Source organism: Caballeronia sp. M1242, from assembly GCF_017220215.1.
Lineage (GTDB): Bacteria > Pseudomonadota > Gammaproteobacteria > Burkholderiales > Burkholderiaceae > Caballeronia.
Genome location: NZ_CP071129.1, coordinates 907,049 through 922,614 on the forward strand (window position 1 = coordinate 907,049; position 15,566 = coordinate 922,614).

The 15,566-nt window shown below is 64.2% G+C and carries 15 protein-coding genes; 6 read left to right on the forward strand and 9 right to left on the reverse strand.

The annotated features are described in order from the left end of the window. Positions 1–111 precede the first annotated feature (111 nt). The 5 genes from msbA to JYK05_RS04220 all read left to right on the forward strand — a co-directional run bounded on the left by msbA (position 112) and on the right by JYK05_RS04220 (position 6,398). On the forward strand, positions 112–1,830 hold the full coding sequence (gene msbA, locus JYK05_RS04200) for a lipid A export permease/ATP-binding protein MsbA (protein WP_241269880.1): 1,719 nt from the start codon (positions 112–114) through the stop codon (positions 1,828–1,830). 71 nt (positions 1,831–1,901) lie between these two features. Next, positions 1,902–2,870, forward strand: coding sequence for a lipopolysaccharide heptosyltransferase I (gene waaC / locus JYK05_RS04205; protein ID WP_206467871.1), 969 nt, complete (start codon positions 1,902–1,904; stop codon positions 2,868–2,870). Further along, positions 2,867–4,006, forward strand: a complete 1,140-nt coding sequence (locus tag JYK05_RS04210) for a glycosyltransferase family 4 protein (RefSeq protein ID WP_206467872.1) — start codon at positions 2,867–2,869, stop codon at positions 4,004–4,006. Before waaC ends, JYK05_RS04210 begins: the two co-directional genes overlap by 4 nt. A 48-nt stretch (positions 4,007–4,054) precedes the next feature. Beyond that, the gene (locus tag JYK05_RS04215; protein ID WP_206467873.1) at positions 4,055–5,059 is read left to right on the forward strand and encodes a glycosyltransferase family 4 protein; all 1,005 of its coding nucleotides are present in this window, start codon (positions 4,055–4,057) and stop codon (positions 5,057–5,059) included. Between the two features lie 58 nt (positions 5,060–5,117). Continuing rightward, positions 5,118–6,398, forward strand: coding sequence for an O-antigen ligase (locus tag JYK05_RS04220; RefSeq protein ID WP_206467874.1), 1,281 nt, complete (start codon positions 5,118–5,120; stop codon positions 6,396–6,398). 10 nt (positions 6,399–6,408) lie between these two features. Here the strand turns inward: JYK05_RS04220 and rng are convergent, their stop codons facing one another. The 9 genes from rng to upp form a co-directional block, all read right to left on the reverse strand. Next, positions 6,409–7,878: a ribonuclease G gene (rng, locus tag JYK05_RS04225; protein ID WP_206467875.1), complete on the reverse strand. Its 1,470-nt coding sequence runs from the start codon at positions 7,876–7,878 to the stop codon at positions 6,409–6,411. A gap of 7 nt (positions 7,879–7,885) precedes the next feature. Further along, positions 7,886–8,512 carry a nucleoside triphosphate pyrophosphatase gene (locus JYK05_RS04230; protein ID WP_206467876.1) on the reverse strand — a complete coding sequence of 209 codons (627 nt, stop codon included), beginning with the start codon at positions 8,510–8,512 and terminating at the stop codon, positions 7,886–7,888. Positions 8,513–8,601: 89 nt separating this feature from the next. After that, complete coding sequence (rlmH, locus tag JYK05_RS04235) at positions 8,602–9,072, reverse strand: 23S rRNA (pseudouridine(1915)-N(3))-methyltransferase RlmH (protein ID WP_206467877.1); 471 nt, start codon at positions 9,070–9,072, stop codon at positions 8,602–8,604. Positions 9,073–9,086: 14 nt separating this feature from the next. Continuing rightward, positions 9,087–9,548: a ribosome silencing factor gene (gene rsfS, locus JYK05_RS04240; RefSeq protein ID WP_206467878.1), complete on the reverse strand. Its 462-nt coding sequence runs from the start codon at positions 9,546–9,548 to the stop codon at positions 9,087–9,089. Between the two features lie 13 nt (positions 9,549–9,561). After that, positions 9,562–10,260, reverse strand: a complete 699-nt coding sequence (locus JYK05_RS04245; RefSeq protein ID WP_206467879.1) for a nicotinate-nucleotide adenylyltransferase — start codon at positions 10,258–10,260, stop codon at positions 9,562–9,564. After that, positions 10,251–11,210 carry an oxygen-dependent coproporphyrinogen oxidase gene (gene hemF, locus JYK05_RS04250; protein WP_206467880.1) on the reverse strand — a complete coding sequence of 320 codons (960 nt, stop codon included), beginning with the start codon at positions 11,208–11,210 and terminating at the stop codon, positions 10,251–10,253. The genes JYK05_RS04245 and hemF overlap by 10 nt, the downstream gene beginning before the upstream one ends. 110 nt (positions 11,211–11,320) lie before the next feature. After that, on the reverse strand, positions 11,321–12,610 hold the full coding sequence (gene purD / locus JYK05_RS04255) for a phosphoribosylamine--glycine ligase (protein ID WP_206467881.1): 1,290 nt from the start codon (positions 12,608–12,610) through the stop codon (positions 11,321–11,323). Positions 12,611–12,808: 198 nt separating this feature from the next. Further along, a complete protein-coding gene (locus JYK05_RS04260; RefSeq protein ID WP_206467882.1) occupies positions 12,809–13,537 on the reverse strand; it encodes a YebC/PmpR family DNA-binding transcriptional regulator in 729 nt (242 codons plus the stop codon). A 294-nt stretch (positions 13,538–13,831) separates the two neighbouring features. Continuing rightward, positions 13,832–14,485, reverse strand: a complete 654-nt coding sequence (gene upp / locus JYK05_RS04265; protein ID WP_206467883.1) for a uracil phosphoribosyltransferase — start codon at positions 14,483–14,485, stop codon at positions 13,832–13,834. 277 nt (positions 14,486–14,762) lie between these two features. Here upp and JYK05_RS04270 point away from each other — a divergent pair, with 277 nt between their 5' ends. Further along, on the forward strand, positions 14,763–15,542 hold the full coding sequence (locus JYK05_RS04270) for an SDR family oxidoreductase (RefSeq protein WP_206467884.1): 780 nt from the start codon (positions 14,763–14,765) through the stop codon (positions 15,540–15,542). Positions 15,543–15,566 lie beyond the last annotated feature (24 nt).

The window sequence follows — 15,566 nt, forward strand, 5'->3', positions numbered from 1 at the left end:
CGGCGGCCGGGGCATCGCAACGCAGAGGACGATTTGAGCGAGAACTCGAGCGGAAAGCAGACACTGAGAAAGACCATCGGGGAAGGCAGCACGACGACGCCTGCAGCCGTCATGAAGCGGCTCTGGCCGTATCTGCGGCCGCTCATGGGCATCGTGCTCCTCGGACTCGTGGCGATGGGCTTCGTCGCGGCCAGCGAAGCCGGCATTCCCATGCTGCTCAAGCCGCTGCTCGACCACGGTTTCGGCACCCGAGGCAGCGAGAGCGCCAAGTGGATCGTGCCCGTCGCGGTGATCGGCCTCGCGCTCGTGCGAGGCGTCGCGCAATACGCGTCGGGGTATCTGCTCTCGTACGTGTCGAACAAGATCCTGTTGCAACTGCGGCTCCAGATGTTCGAGCGCATGATTCACACGAGCGCAGGCTTCTTTCAGCGCGAGACGGCGAGCACGGTCATCAACGCGATCGTGTTCGAGGTCAACCAGATCCTGCAAGTGCTGTCGAGCGTCGTCGTCACCCTCGTGCGCGATTCGCTCACGGTCGTGTTCCTGCTCGGCTACCTCTTCATTCTCAACTGGCGGCTCACGCTGATCGTCGCGCTTATCCTGCCGGGCATCGGCTGGCTCGTGTCGAAGATCAACCGGCGCTTGCGGCGTCTGAACCGCGAGCATCAGATGCTCACGAACGACCTCTCCTACATCGTCGAAGAGACGGTGGGCGGCTACAAGGTCGTCAAGGTCCACAACGGCGAGCCGTACGAGATCGGGCGCTTCACCGAAATGAGCAGCCGCCTGCGCGGTTACGCCATGCGCATGCAGGTGTCGGGCGGTCTCGCTCAGCCGCTCACGCAGTTTCTCGCTTCCATCGCGCTCGCCATCGTCATCACGATCGCCGTGCTGCAATCCGCGAGCGATCAGACGACGGTCGGCGGCTTCGTGGCGTTCGTCACGTCGATGCTGCTCGTCATTTCGCCGCTCAAGCATCTGATCGACGTGAACCAGCCGCTGCAGCGAGGCATGACGGCGGCGGAACTCATCTTCGGTCTTATCGACGAGCCGCCGGAGCCGGCGGGCGGCGGGCGGCGGCTCGACCGCGCGCAGGGCAGCATCGAGTTTCGCAACGTCTCGTTCAACTACGGCACGCAGGAGCGCGCCACGCTGGATCACGTTTCGTTCAAGGTCGCGCCGGGAGAAATGGTCGCGCTCGCCGGTCCGTCGGGCAGCGGCAAGACCACGCTCGTTAATCTGTTGCCGCGCTTCTTCGATCCGGCCGAGGGCGAAGTGCTCGTCGACGGCGTCCCGCTTACCGACTACGCGTTGGCCGATCTGCGCTCGCAGATGGCGATGGTGAGTCAGGACGTCGTGCTCTTCAACGACAGCATCGCCGCGAACGTCGCCTACGGCACGGTGCCGGATCGCGACCGCGTGCTCGCGGCGCTGGCGGCCGCGAATCTGGCCGATGTCGTCGCTTCCATGCCGGACGGCATCGACACCTTGATCGGCGGCAACGGCATGCGTTTGTCGGGCGGGCAGCGCCAGCGCCTTGCCATCGCGCGCGCCATCTACAAGAACGCGCCGATCCTGATTCTCGACGAAGCCACGTCCGCGCTCGATTCGGAATCCGAGCGGCACGTTCAGTCCGCGCTGGAAACGCTGATGAAGGGGCGCACCACGCTCGTCATCGCGCACCGGCTTTCGACCATCGAGCGGGCGGACCGCATCCTGGTGCTGGAGGCGGGCAAGATCGCAGAGCAGGGCAGCCACGCGGAACTGTTGCGCCACAACGGGCTCTACGCGCATCTTCATCGCATCCAGTACCAGCAGCAGGCGGCCTGACGTATCGTCGGCCGCATCCGACACTCGCCTTTGCCGAACGACCGGTTCCACCACATGCAAGCGATCGCAGAATGAAGCGGGTTTTGATAGTGAAAGTCAGCTCACTGGGCGACGTGATTCAGGCGCAGGCCGTCGTCGGCGACCTGCATCGCGCATTTCCCGGCGTGCAAGTGGATTGGGCGGTGGATGAAAACTTCGCCGATATCCCGCGCTGGAATCCCGGCGTCGCGCGCGTGCTGTGCGCGCCGTTGCGCCGCTTCAAGAAAGCTCGCAATCTCGCGGATCTGCAAGCCATCTGGTCGTCGATTCTCGACTTGCGGCGCGAACGCTATGACGCGATCTTCGACCTGCACGGCGTCTACAAGAGCGCGATCATCTCTTTTCTCGCACGTTCGCGGCGCCGCTTCGGCTATGCGAACGTCAACCTCGGCGAGCGCGGCGCCGCGTTCGCGTACACGCATCGCTTCGCGCCGCGTCACGATGCGAATGCGTGGCAGGGCATGCGCCAGACGCTCGCCGACACGCTAGGTTATTCCATCGACGCCGCTCCGCCCAGCGTGTTCGCCATTCCGAAGCCGGCAAAGCCGCTCGCGGTGAGGGCCGACGTGCCTTTCGCGCTGTTGTTCCACGCGACGTCGAAGCCGGAGAAGAAATGGCCGGTCGAGAACTGGATAGCGGTGGCGAAGGCTATCGGCGAGCAAGGCATGACGCCCCTTCTGCCGTGGGGCTCGGATGCCGAACGCCTGGACGCGGAAGCCATCGCCGAGGGCTTGTCGAGCGCACACGTGCTGCCGAAGCTGAGCATCGAGGAGGTCGCGCAGCACATTGCGCGCGCGGCGCTCGTCGTCGGCACCGACACGGGCCTCGTGCACCTCGCAAGCGAACTTCGGCGACCGACCGTGATGATATTCAGCGCGACCTCGCGGCCGCTTTTCGGCGTGGATGTTCCCGGCTTGTCCGTTTCAGTCGGCGACAGCGGTCATCCGCCATCGGTCGATCAGGTGCTTTCATCCATTGATTCAGTGAGACAGCGTCGTTGAAGATTCTTTTCACTAACTTCCATTACGGCCGCGGTGGCGGCCACGATACGTATATCGTCGCAATCGCACGCGGGCTGTCTGTCGGCCATCAGGTCTTCATCGCGGCGCCGGGATCTAGTCGTCTCTATGAACATGCGTGCGCGGTGAAAGGCGTCACGGCCGTGCCGATGGAATTTCCCGCGAAGCTAAAGGACGTCTCGCGCATGCGCGCGGCGTGGCGCGCGCTGCGAGCGCTGCTTCAGCGCGAGCAATTCGATGTCATACACGTGAACGGCTCGCCGGACCACCGCCTGCTGTTGCTCGTCATGTTGCGCTGGAAGGGCCCGCGGCCGCGTATCGTTTTCACGAAGCACAACTCCATCGCCATCAAGAGCGACTTCCTGACCCGGCTGCGCGCGACCCGCGCGACGGACGAAGTGATCGCCGTGTCGGATTCCACGGCGGAACTCGTGCGGAAATCGGTGTACGCACATTGTCCGCTGACGGTGGTGAAAAACGGCATCGACATGGAAAAATATGCGCCGCGCGATGCCACAAGCGCCGCTGCGAAGCGGCTGGCGATGCTCGGTCCGGATCGCGCGAGGCGGCTCGTGCTCGGCACCGTCACCGGCTTCGACTCGTACAAGGGAACAATGGACATGATCGCGGCCGTCGCGGGCCTTCCGGGCGAAGAGCGCGAACAGGTGATCGTGGTCGTGGTCGGCACTGAGCCGAATGAGGAGCAACGGCGGACCATCGACGATCTCGGCATGCGAGACAGTGTGCACGTCGTCGGATTCGTGGAGAACGTGCCGGACTATATCGCCGCGTTCGACATTGGTTTCGTGCTTTCGTATGCCGTGGAGACGGTGTCGTTCGCCTGCCGCGAAATGATGGCGATGCGCAAGCCCGTAATGGTCACGCGTTACGCGGGCCTGCCTGAGAATATCGACGACGGCATCGACGGCTGGATCGTCGAGCCACGCGACGTAAGTGGCATCGAGGCGGTACTGCGTGAGATCGTCGCCGATCGCGCGCGCCTGCCGGTGATGGGCGCTCGTGCGCACGAGAAAGCCGTACGCGAGTTTTCGAGCGACCGCTTCGTCGCGGAGACCGAGGCGGTGTATCGGCGTGCCACGACGGCGCTCGCCGGCTGACGCGCTCGGTCATCGTTATCTTCAGTGTCCAACAGGGTGCCCAACTCAATGCCGAAGCCGGTCATTCACCTCATCAACGGATTCATGAATGAATACGGCGGCAGCGAGCAGGAAGCCCTGCATCTCGCGCGTCTGTTGAGGGACCGCAGCGAGCTGTCGCTGTGGTCGCCTTCGTCGCGGTGCTCGCCGGAGCTGGCCCGTCGCCACGGGATTCGACGCATCCGCATGGGTATCGGCGGGGCGAACCGTCCTCACGGCGGTACGTTCGTCTTCGTCGGCACGCACTGGCGCAACAGGCTGTGGCCATATCTGAGCCGGGCGCCGCAACGCCTGATCTATGTCTTCAACACTTTTCACCCGAAGATACTGACGCTTACCGCGACGCATCGGCCGATGCTTCGCTGGCCGCGGACCGAGTACGTTTTCATTTCCGAGTTTCAGCGAAAGCTGCTCGGCGTGGAAGGGGAGGTGCAGCCTTCTCCTATCGACATCGCACGGTTCACGCCCTTGTCTCGGCCGCGGTCCGGTGGACGGCTCGTCATCGGGCGCCTGAGCCGCGACACGCTCGACAAGCACGATCTCGACGACGTGCCGCTCTATCGCGCGTGGGCCGACGGGGGCGCGGACATACGGCTCCAGGGCGCGACGAGTCTGCGCGCGGCGGCGGCAGGCGCGCTCACTGGTACACCGCACGTCGAGATCCTGCCCGAAGGGGCAATTGCGGCAGTCGACTTTCTGCGCAGCATCGATGTCTTTTATTATCGGACGGGCGCCCATGTGGAAACGTTCGGGCGCGTCGTCCTTGAAGCCATGGCATGCGGCCTGCCGGTGGTATGTCACCGGCGCGGCGGGTACGCAGACTGGATTCGGCATGGCGAGAACGGCTTCTTGTTCGATACGACCGAGCAAGCGCGCGGGCTCGTCGACGGCTTGCTCGCGGATCCTGCGCTGCGTGCATCGATCGGGGAACGCGCTCGTCGCACGGTCGAATCGCTATATTCCGATGAAGCGTTACGACACCGCGCAGACTTCTATTTGCGACCGGCGCAGTGAACAAGAGAATCGAGGCGGACGCGACGACGCCCGAAAAACGGGGTAGCGGAACAACATAATGCAAGTCAACACAATTTCGAGGCTGGGCCGCACGGGCACTGAGTCCTACCAACTGGTTCTCGCGAGATGGTTCGCCATCGTCACACTTTGGCTCGTACCCATCTCGACTGCGGGAGTGAATCTCGCCTCGGGCGCCTTCGCCTTGCTCGCATTGACGTCCCCCGAAGTCTGGCGGCGCGCGCCGGCGCTGCGCATGCGCTCGACAGCCGGCTTTGCCGCTCTCGTGCTTTTCTTGGCGCTGACGTTGAGTCTCGCGTATAGCTCGCCCGGCATACACGAAGCCTTCGACTTTCTGATGAAGTACCGCAAGCTCCTGTTCATTCCGCTGCTCATTCTCGTTTTCGGCGATGACAACTCGTCCGCTTGGGCGAAGGCGGCCGTGTGGGGCCTTTTCGCGACGCTCGTTCTGGCGATGGTGCTCACGTACACGAACTACTTCGGCTGGACGGCGGTCGGTCCAATGCACGGCACTGACGCCTTGACCAGACCTTGGGTGTTCAAAGACCACATTTCAGGCGGCCTCATGATGGCGTTTCTCGTATGCCTGTCGTTTTCGCTCGCCAAAGCGACGAAGAACGTGGGCAGCAAGGCGCTTTATCTGGTTGCGCTTGCCGCGATGGTGAACGTCCTCTTCGTGCTGCAGGGGCGCACGGGACAAGTGGTGGCGATCGCGTATATCGCGATTTTTCTGGTGGTGCACGCGACGCGGTTTCGTCGCTACGACAAGCGCACGCGCTGGGTCGTGGCGCTCGGCGCATTGACGGTGTGTGCGTGCGTCGCCGCGTTTGTGTTCTATTCGAAAGATTCGCGTCTTGCCGATACGGCGCAGGAAATCACCCAGTTCGAGACGCAAAACAAGAATACGTCGATGGGCGTGCGGCTCGAATTCTATCGGCGCAGCATCGAACTCATGGCGCACCGGCCGATTGCAGGCTATGGCGTCGGAAGCGTGCGCAGCCAGTTCGAACGGCTCGCGAGCGCGCAGACCGGCGCGCGGGCGGCCATGGCGGGCAATCCGCACAACGAGTTCTTCTTGATGGGCGTACAGCTCGGGTTGATCGGCGTCGCGCTCTTCGTGTGGTTTCTGATTGCGGTCGCCAGGGAATGTCAGCGCCTGGTCCAGCCTGCGCGCGATGTGGCGAACGGCTATCTTTTCGCGTTCGTCTTCGGCTGTCTCGCCAATTCTTTGTTGCTGAACTTCACCGAGGGAAATCTGTTCATCTTTCTCATCGGCATACTGATCAGCGCCGCGCCCCGTTGCGAACGCGTCGGGGCGTAAGGGCGTGGATTTACATCAACACAATGTCATACTGCTCCTGACTCAAATTCGACTCCACCTGCAACGAAACCGGCTTCCCGATGAAATCCATCAGCATCGCGAGATGCTGTGACTCTTCCTCGAGAAACAGGTCGATGACCTGCTGCGACGCCACCACGCGAAACTCCCGCGGATTGAACTGCCGCGATTCGCGCATGATCTCGCGTAGCACGTCGTAGCAGACAGTGCGCGGCGTCTTGACCTGTCCCTTGCCCTGACACGTCGGGCAAGGCTCGCACAACACATGCGCGAGCGATTCACGCGTGCGCTTGCGCGTCATCTCGACGAGCCCCAGTTGCGAGAAGCCATTCACCGTCACGCGCGTGCGATCCCGCGACAGCGCTTTCTTGAGTTCGCCCAGTACCTGATCGCGATGCTCGACATTCTCCATGTCGATGAAATCGATGATGATGATCCCGCCGAGATTCCTCAAACGCAGTTGCCGCGCGATGGTATGCGCCGCTTCGAGATTGGTCTTGAAGATGGTGTCGTCGAAATTGCGCGCGCCGACATAACCGCCCGTGTTCACGTCGATGGTCGTCATCGCCTCGGTCTGGTCGATCATCAGATAGCCGCCCGACTTCAGATCGACGCGCCGCGACAGCGCCCGCTGAATCTCCGCCTCGATGTTGTACAGGTCGAAAAGCGGCCGCTCGCCGGTGTAGTGATGCACGCGCGACGCCACCGCGGGCGTGAACTCGGCCGCGAAGTCCGCGAGCATCTGATACGTCTCGCGCGAATCGACCTGAATGCGCGTGGTCTCGTCGTTCACGAAATCGCGCAACACGCGCTGCGCGAGGTTCAGATCCTGATAGAGCAGCGTGGTCGGCGGCACGCGCTGCGCCTGCGTCACAATGGTCGCCCACGTCTTGCGCAGATAGGCGACATCGGCGGCCAGCTCCTCGCTGGATGAATCTTCCGCGATGGTGCGCACGATATAGCCGCCTTTCTCGTCGGCGGGCAACACGGCGGTGAGGCGAGCGCGAACCGCCTCGCGTTCCGCTTCGCTCTCGATCTTCTGCGAGATGCCGATATGCGGCTCTTGCGGCAGATACACGAGGGTGCGTCCCGCGATGCTCACCTGCGTCGACAGCCGCGCGCCCTTCGTGCCGATGGGGTCCTTCACGACCTGCACCATCAGCGCCTGGCCTTCGAACACGATCTTCTCGATCGGCACATGCGCGGCGGAGCCATGCGCCTCGCCCGCGATGCGCGGATGCCAGATATCGGCCACATGAAGGAACGCGGCGCGCTCCAGACCGATATCGATGAACGCGGACTGCATGCCCGGCAACACGCGCACGACCTTGCCGAGATACACATTGCCGACGCGCCCGCGCGAAAGCGTGCGCTCGACGTGAAGCTCCTGAACGGCGCCTTGCTGAACCAGTGCGACGCGGGTTTCCTGCGGTGTGACGTTGATCAGGATTTCTTCGTTCATGGCCTGTTTAGAATTCGACGCGCGCCACGCGCAAGAGTGCTGCGGTTTCGAAAAGGGGCAGACCCATGATACCCGAATAGGACCCCTCGATTCGCTCGATGAACGCCGCCGCGCGGCCCTGAATGCCATACGCGCCCGCCTTGCCGAGCGGCTCGCCGGTCGCGGCATAGCGTTGCAGCGCAGCACGGTCCACAGCGGCGAAGCGCACCGTCGAACGCGACAGCGCGACTTCGAGCAGCGTGCCTTCGGCATCCACCACGGCGAGCGCGGTGAGCACTTCGTGCTCGCGACCGGCGAGGCGTTCGAGCATCGCGACGGCATCGGCTTCATGCAAAGGCTTGCCGAGAATCAGGCCGTCGATGGTGACGGTTGTATCGGCGACAAGAATCGGCGCGGATGCGTGTCCGCCGGCAAGCAAACGCGCGCGGGCCGCTTTCGCCTTCAGCGCGCAGACGCGCACGACATACGCGTCCGCGGCTTCGCCCGGAAGTTCGGCTTCGAGTGCTTCGGCGTCTTCATCGGGGCGCGGCAGCAGCAGTTCGTATTGAACGCCCAGTTGCCGAAGCAACTCCTGACGGCGCGGGCTTTGCGAGGCGAGATAAACGAAGGGGTAAGCGGAGGAGTGAGCGGACATCGGCGAAAAGGTCTCGAAGAATTGCGCGCGCGGTCGGACCGCACAAATCGTCGACACGACGGGAAGCCCGAGTCAAAGAGCCCAACGACTCACGCGCGATGGTAGGGGTGATTCTGCGTGATGCTCCACGCGCGGTAAAGCTGTTCGGCCAGCAGCACGCGAACCATGCCGTGAGGCAGCGTTAAGCTGGAGACGCGCAACATCAGTTCGGCGCGGGCCTTCACTTCGGGCGCGAGGCCGTCCGCGCCGCCGATCACAAACGCGACATCGCGCCCGTCCTGCTGCCAGCCGGGCAGGGCGTTCGCGAGTTGCATCGTGGTCCAGTCGCGGCCGCGTTCGTCGAGCGCGACGACGCGCGCGTTCTTCGGCAAGGCGGCTTCAATTCGCTGCCGCTCGGCAGTCATCACGCTCTCGGCATTGCGTCCGGACGAGCGTTGCTCGGGCTTGATTTCCTTGAGTTCGATGCGCAGCTCGGGCGGCATGCGCTTCGCGTACTCGTCGAAGCCGGTTCCGATCCAGTCGGGCATCTTGTGTCCGACGGCCAGGATATAGAGCTTCATGAATGCGCGAGCCTTCAGGCCTGCTTGCGCGCGGTCTTGCGCGCCGGGCGTTTCACCGCCGGCTTATCGTCTGCCTCGTCTTCTTCCTCGTCTTCGTCGTCGGTGACGCTCGCGCCGCCGAACATGTTCGGCTTCTGCAGCTTCACGCGCACGGGCTTGTCGCCCCAGACTTCCTCGAGGTTGTAGTACTGGCGCAGCGCCGGTTGCAGGATATGAACGACCGCGTCGCCGCAATCGACCAGCACCCATTCGCCGATCTCTTCGCCTTCCGTGCTGATGATGTCGCCACCCGCTTCCTTGACCTTTTCGCGCACGCTGTTGGCAAGCGCCTTGGTCTGCCGGTTCGACGTCCCGCTCGCCACGACCACGCGGTCGAACAGCGACGTCAGGTGGCTCGTGTTGAACACCTTGATGTCTTGCGCCTTGACGTCTTCCAGACCGTCGATGATCGCGCGTTGCAGCTTTTGAAGTTCCATGGTTGCTGTGTCTTTACCGTGTCCGGTACAGGTGATGTTGAACAATATAGTCCCATACGGCGGATGGGACCTGAGCGCGCAGTTCGCGCGTGCCGTCTTGCGCGCGAGCGTGCTCGCGGATCGCCGTGGCGGAGACGTCGAGGGAAAGCGATTCGTCGATCAGCACATGGCCGTGCGGACTCGCGGTTAGCACGTCCGCCGGCGCGCTGCGCGCGGCGACTTCCCGCGCCACTTCATCAGGCAGCAAGCTCATATCGAAGCCCGGCCGCGCCTCGACGCAAATGTGCGCGTAGTCGAAAAGCCGCTTCCAGTCGTGCCATGAGTCGAGCTTCACGAGCTGATCAGCGCCGATCAGAAGCGAAAGCGACGCCTCCGGGCCTTCGCGCTCGCGCCACTGAGCGAGCGTGTCGACGGTGTAAGTGGGGCCATCGCGCTCGATTTCATCGGTCGCGACGGTAATTTTCGCGCCGCCGAGATCGAGCGATTGCGCCGCCGCGCGCGTCATCGCCAGCCGATGATGCGGCGCCGATACGCCCGCCTTCTGCCACGGCTGGCCGGCCGGCAGCAGCACGAGCTCGGTCAGCTGCAACAGCGCGGCGAAGCGCCGGGCGAGCGCGAGATGTCCGTTGTGAATCGGATCGAACGTGCCGCCGAGCAGGCCGACGCGCTTCTCGCACGGCGCGCCCGGAGTGGCGGCTAAGATCACAGCCATTCGCGGCGCACCAGAAAGTCCCGGTACAGCCGCGCTTCCGGCGTGCCGGGTTCCGGTTGCCAGTCGTAGCGCCAGTTCGCGACCGGCGGCATCGACATAAGAATCGACTCGGTGCGGCCGCCGCTTTGCAGACCGAAATGCGTGCCGCGATCGAAGACGAGGTTGAATTCGACGTAGCGCCCGCGCCGGTACGCCTGAAACTCGCGCTCGCGCTCGCTGTACGGCGTGTCGCGCCGCCGCTCGATGATCGGCAGATACGCGTCCAGAAATGCGTCGCCGACGCTTCGCATCATCGCGAACGAACGCTCGAAGCCGGGCTCGGAGAAATCATCGAAGAAGATCCCGCCGATGCCCCGCTGTTCGTTCCGATGCTTCAGGTAGAAATACTCGTCGCACCACGTCTTGAAACGCGGGTACAAGTCCGCGCCGAACGGTTGCAATGCTTCGCGACATACGCCATGGAAATGCACCGCGTCTTCCTCATAGCCGTAGATCGGCGTGAGGTCCATGCCGCCGCCGAACCAGAAGATCGGCGCTTCGCCGGGTTTCACGGCTGTGAGCATGCGCACGTTCATGTGCACGGTCGGGCAGTGCGGATTGCGCGGATGCATGACAAGCGACACGCCGAGCGCCTCGAAGCCGCGCCCCGCGAGTTGCGGACGCGCCGCGCTGGCCGATGGCGGCAGGGTGTCGCCCGCGACGTCCGAGAAACCGATGCCGGCGCGCTCGAAAAATCCGCCGCCTTCGAGAATGCGCGTCACGCCGCCGCCGCGCAGATGCGCGCCCGGCTCGCGGGTCCAGGCGTCGGTGGCGAAGGGCGTGCCGTCGAACGCGCCGAGCGTGTCGGCGATGCGCGTTTGCAGGCCGGTCAGATAGTCGCGCACCGCCGCGATATCGTGCGATGCGTCTCTTTGTGCCTCGCGGTCCGCGCTGCGTTTCGGTTCACTCATCGATGGATGCACTGCGCCAGCCGGCTGGCGCGTAAGTCGTGGTTCTCTGCAAAACGCGCTGCCGGACGCGAGGTCCGGCAGCGCGGGTTCGGCGAAGCGGAAATTCCGCGTCAGCCGTGGCGGTCGGCCTGTTTGCGGCTCACCGCCCGGTAACCGATGTCCCGGCGATACTGCATGCCGTCGAACGAGATCTGATTCACTGTATCGTAGACCACGGATTGCGCGCCGCGCACCGAATCCGCCAGCCCGACGACGCACAGCACGCGTCCGCCCGAGGTCGTCAGCTTGCCGTCAGCCAGCGTCGTGCCCGCGTGGAACGTCACGGCGTTGTCCGTTTCGGCCGGAATGCCGTTGATGCGGTCGCCCTTGCGCGGCGCGTCCGGGTAGTTGTGCGCGGCCAGCACGACGCCGAGCGCGGTGCGGCGATCCCATTCCAGTTCCGCGCCGTCGAGCTTGCCGTCGATGGCCATTTCCACGACCTTCGAGAAATCGCCCTTCAGGCGCGCCATGATCGGCTGCGTTTCCGGATCGCCCATTCGGCAGTTGAATTCGAGGGTCTTCGGATTGCCGTTCGCGTCGATCATCAGGCCCGCGTACAGAAAGCCGGTATAGCGGATGCCTTCGTTTTCCATGCCGCGCACCGTCGGCAGGATGATTTCGCGCATCACGCGGGCGTGCAGTTGCGGCGTGACGATAGGGGCGGGCGAATACGCGCCCATGCCGCCGGTGTTCGGGCCCTTGTCGCCGTCGAGCAGGCGCTTGTGGTCCTGGCTGGAGGCGAGCGGCAGCACGTGCTTGCCGTCCACCATCACGATGAAGCTCGCTTCCTCGCCGGTCAGGAATTCTTCGATGACCACGCGCGCGCCTGCATCGCCGAACTGGTTGTCGGCAAGCATGGAATCGACGGCGGCATGCGCTTCTTCGGCGCTCATCGCGACGACCACGCCCTTGCCGGCGGCGAGTCCGTCCGCTTTCACGACGATCGGCGCGCCTTTCGCGTCGATGTACGCGTGCGCGGCGGCGGCGTCCGTGAAGGTCTCGTATTCGGCAGTCGGAATGTTGTGGCGCTTCATGAACGCCTTCGCGAAGTCCTTCGAGCTTTCGAGCTGCGCGGCTTCCTTCGTCGGCCCGAAGATCTTCAGCCCGCGCGAGCGGAACAGATTCACGATGCCCGCCGCGAGCGGCGTTTCCGGACCGACGACGGTCAGCGAAACGTGCTCCTTCTCGACGAAATCGGCGAGCGCGGCCGGGTCCGTGATATCGACGTTGCGCAGGCGCTCGTCCTGCGCGGTGCCGCCGTTGCCGGGCGCCACGTAGACGATCTGCACGCGCGGCGACTGCGCGAGCTTCCATGCCAGTGCATGTTCCCGACCGCCCGAACCGACGACGAGTAACTTCATTTGAATCCCCGAAAAGCTTGAATGAAAACTGTGGCCGCGCACGCGTGCGCGCCTGGTTGCGGCGCAGTCAGAGCGGTCGAAAGGCGGCTCGCGCGGACATCGGCTGCGTCACGCGCCTTCCAATCGTCGAAGCAAAGCGAAAGCCGTTCCAGTCGTGGCGCGGCTAAACCACCCAGCGCGGCGGCTGCGTGCTCCTCGTTACTCGTCGTTAATTGCGGCGTTCGTATAGACTTCCTGCACGTCGTCGAGATTTTCGAGCGCGTCGAGCAGCTTTTGCATCTTCACTGCGTCATCGCCGCTGAACTCGACTTCCGTCTGCGGCTTCATCGTCACTTCGGCGAGTTCGGCCTTGAAGCCCGCGGCTTCGAGCGCGTCCTTCACCTTCTGGAAATCGTTCGGCGGGCAGAGCACCTCGATACTGCCGTCTTCGTTCGTCACGACGTCGTCGGCGCCGGCTTCGAGCGCGGCGTCCATCAGCTTGTCTTCGGGCGTGCCCGGCGCGAACAGGAACTGGCCGACGTGGTCGAACATGAACGACACCGAGCCGTCCGTGCCCATGTTGCCGCCGAACTTCGAGAATGCGTGGCGCACTTCCGCGACCGTGCGCGTGCGGTTGTCCGTCATGGTGTCGACGATGATCGCCGCGCCGCCGATGCCGTAGCCTTCGTAGCGGATTTCTTCGTAGTTCGCGCCATCGACGCCGCCGACGCCGCGCTGGATCGCGCGATTGACGTTGTCCTTCGGCATGTTCGCGTCGTAGGCCTTGTCGACGGCGAGCCGCAGGCGCGGATTCGAGTCGATGTCGCCGCCGCCCATGCGGGCCGCGACCTGGATTTCCTTGATGAGGCGCGTCCAGATCTTGCCTTTCTTCGCGTCGGCCGCTGCTTTCTTATGCTTGATGTTGGCCCATTTCGAATGACCCGCCATTACCTTTCTCCGTCGCGCGCCGCGTGAATTCGTGCGCCTAGTGTGCTGTGTTGCGTGATTATCGACCGGCCTGCGCGCTGCCTCGCTGAGTGCTTCAAAGCGGCTGCCGGGTCCGTCCGGCGACGCGGCGCGATGCTCGAACGCGCGTCGATTCCGAATGGGAAACAGACCAAAATTTTAGCATGGCGCAAAGCCCGGACAGCGGGCGTGCGCGCCGGCCCGCCGTGAAAACGAAACCGCCGCGCGAGGGCGCGGCGGTCGGGCGGCGGTCGGGCGGCAAAAGCGGACGGGCGGTCAGTTCCTGGTGCCGAAGAGGCGATCGCCGGCATCGCCGAGACCGGGGACGATATACGCATGCTCGTTCAGATGCGAGTCCAGCGACGCCACGTAGAGCTTCACGTTCGGGTGCGCGTCCTGAAACACCTTCACGCCCTCGGGCGCGGCGACCAGCGCCACGAAGATGATGTTCTCGTCCTGCACGTTGCGCCGCTTCATCACGTCGACGGCGTGCACGGCGGAGTAGCCGGTCGCGACCATCGGATCGCAGAGAATGAAGACGCGCTCTTCCAGATCGGGCGGCAGGCGCACGAGATACTCCACCGGCCGATGATCGTCCGCGCGATACACGCCGATATGCCCGACGCGCGCCGACGGCACGAGGTCGAGCAGGCCGTCCGACATGCCGATGCCCGCGCGCAGCACCGGCACGATCGCGAGCTTCTTGCCGGCGATCACCGGCGCGTCGATTTCGACGAGCGGCGTTTCCACGCGCTTGGTCGTCAACGGCAGGTTGCGCGTGATTTCATAGCCCATCAGCAGCGTGATTTCCCGCAGCAACTCGCGGAACGTGCGCGTCGACGTGTCCTTGTCCCGCATGTGCGTGAGCTTGTGCTGGATCAGCGGGTGATTGAGGATGAAGAGGTTGGGAAAGCGGCTGTCTTGTTTCATGGGTCTCGCGCAGTGCGCGTCCTGCTCGGGTGATGGTCCTGCCGTGGGCGGTCGCGCGCGGCGCGCTTCAGAGAGCGCCGGGCCGACAGTGGCGACAGTTTACCGAAAAGGCCGCCATGACCTAAGAATAATCGCCCGCGCCGCGCCCATGCGAGCGCCGACGTTGCCGCCCCGATTCTTCTAGAATGCGCGAGAGGGTTTCGACGCGTGCAACGATGCCACGCTGCCACGCTTCAGACCGATTCGAACACTAAACGACGAACATGGAGGACGGACGATGGATATGGGAATCGCAGGGCGCACTGCGCTCGTGTGCGCCGCGAGCAAGGGACTCGGGCGCGGCTGCGCGGAGGCGCTGGCCGCCGAGGGCGTGAATCTCGTCATCACGGCGCGCACGGCCGAGACGCTCGAAGCGACGGCGGCGAGCATCCGCGCGCAATACGGCGTCAACGTGCAGGCCGTCGCGTGCGACATCACGACGCCCGAAGGCCACAACGCCGCGCTCGCGGCCTGTCCTCAGCCGGACATTCTGGTGAACAACGCGGGCGGCCCGCCCCCGGGCGACTTCCGCAACTTCACGCATGACATGTGGATCAAGGCGCTCGAAGCGAACATGCTGACGCCGATCGAGCTCATCAAGCGGACGATCGACGGCATGATCGATCGCGGCTTCGGGCGCATCGTCAATATCACGAGTTCGTCGGTGAAGGCGCCTATCGACGTGCTCGGTCTGTCGAACGGCGCGCGCTCGGGGCTCACGGGCTTCGTCGCGGGCGTGGCGCGTAAGGTGGCGGCCACCGGCGTCACCATCAACAATCTGCTGCCGGGCACGTTCGATACGGACCGCGTCGCCGTCACCTTCGAGGCGCAAGCCAAAGCGCAAAACATCTCCATCGAAGAGGCGCGTGCGCGTCGCGCGCAGAGCCTTCCGGCCGGGCGCTTCGGCAATCCGGACGAGTTCGGCAGAACCTGCGCGTTCCTGTGCAGCGTGCATGCTGGCTATATCATCGGCCAGAACATATTGATCGACGGCGGCGCTTATCCTGGCACCTACTGACCGGCGACACCAAAAGAGGGGAGA

Coding starts and splice junctions, on each gene's coding strand:
- hemF (WP_206467880.1), bottom strand. CDS start 11,210: ATGAGTGAACCGAAACGCAGCGCGGACCGCGAGGCACAAAGAGACGCA.
- rsfS (WP_206467878.1), bottom strand. CDS start 9,548: ATGGAACTTCAAAAGCTGCAACGCGCGATCATCGACGGTCTGGAAGAC.
- JYK05_RS04245 (WP_206467879.1), bottom strand. CDS start 10,260: ATGGCTGTGATCTTAGCCGCCACTCCGGGCGCGCCGTGCGAGAAGCGC.
- JYK05_RS04215 (WP_206467873.1), top strand. CDS start 4,055: ATGCCGAAGCCGGTCATTCACCTCATCAACGGATTCATGAATGAATAC.
- purD (WP_206467881.1), bottom strand. CDS start 12,610: ATGAAGTTACTCGTCGTCGGTTCGGGCGGTCGGGAACATGCACTGGCA.
- upp (WP_206467883.1), bottom strand. CDS start 14,485: ATGAAACAAGACAGCCGCTTTCCCAACCTCTTCATCCTCAATCACCCG.
- JYK05_RS04230 (WP_206467876.1), bottom strand. CDS start 8,512: ATGTCCGCTCACTCCTCCGCTTACCCCTTCGTTTATCTCGCCTCGCAA.
- msbA (WP_241269880.1), top strand. CDS start 112: ATGAAGCGGCTCTGGCCGTATCTGCGGCCGCTCATGGGCATCGTGCTC.
- JYK05_RS04220 (WP_206467874.1), top strand. CDS start 5,118: ATGCAAGTCAACACAATTTCGAGGCTGGGCCGCACGGGCACTGAGTCC.
- rng (WP_206467875.1), bottom strand. CDS start 7,878: ATGAACGAAGAAATCCTGATCAACGTCACACCGCAGGAAACCCGCGTC.
- rlmH (WP_206467877.1), bottom strand. CDS start 9,072: ATGAAGCTCTATATCCTGGCCGTCGGACACAAGATGCCCGACTGGATC.
- JYK05_RS04270 (WP_206467884.1), top strand. CDS start 14,763: ATGGATATGGGAATCGCAGGGCGCACTGCGCTCGTGTGCGCCGCGAGC.
- waaC (WP_206467871.1), top strand. CDS start 1,902: ATGAAGCGGGTTTTGATAGTGAAAGTCAGCTCACTGGGCGACGTGATT.
- JYK05_RS04260 (WP_206467882.1), bottom strand. CDS start 13,537: ATGGCGGGTCATTCGAAATGGGCCAACATCAAGCATAAGAAAGCAGCG.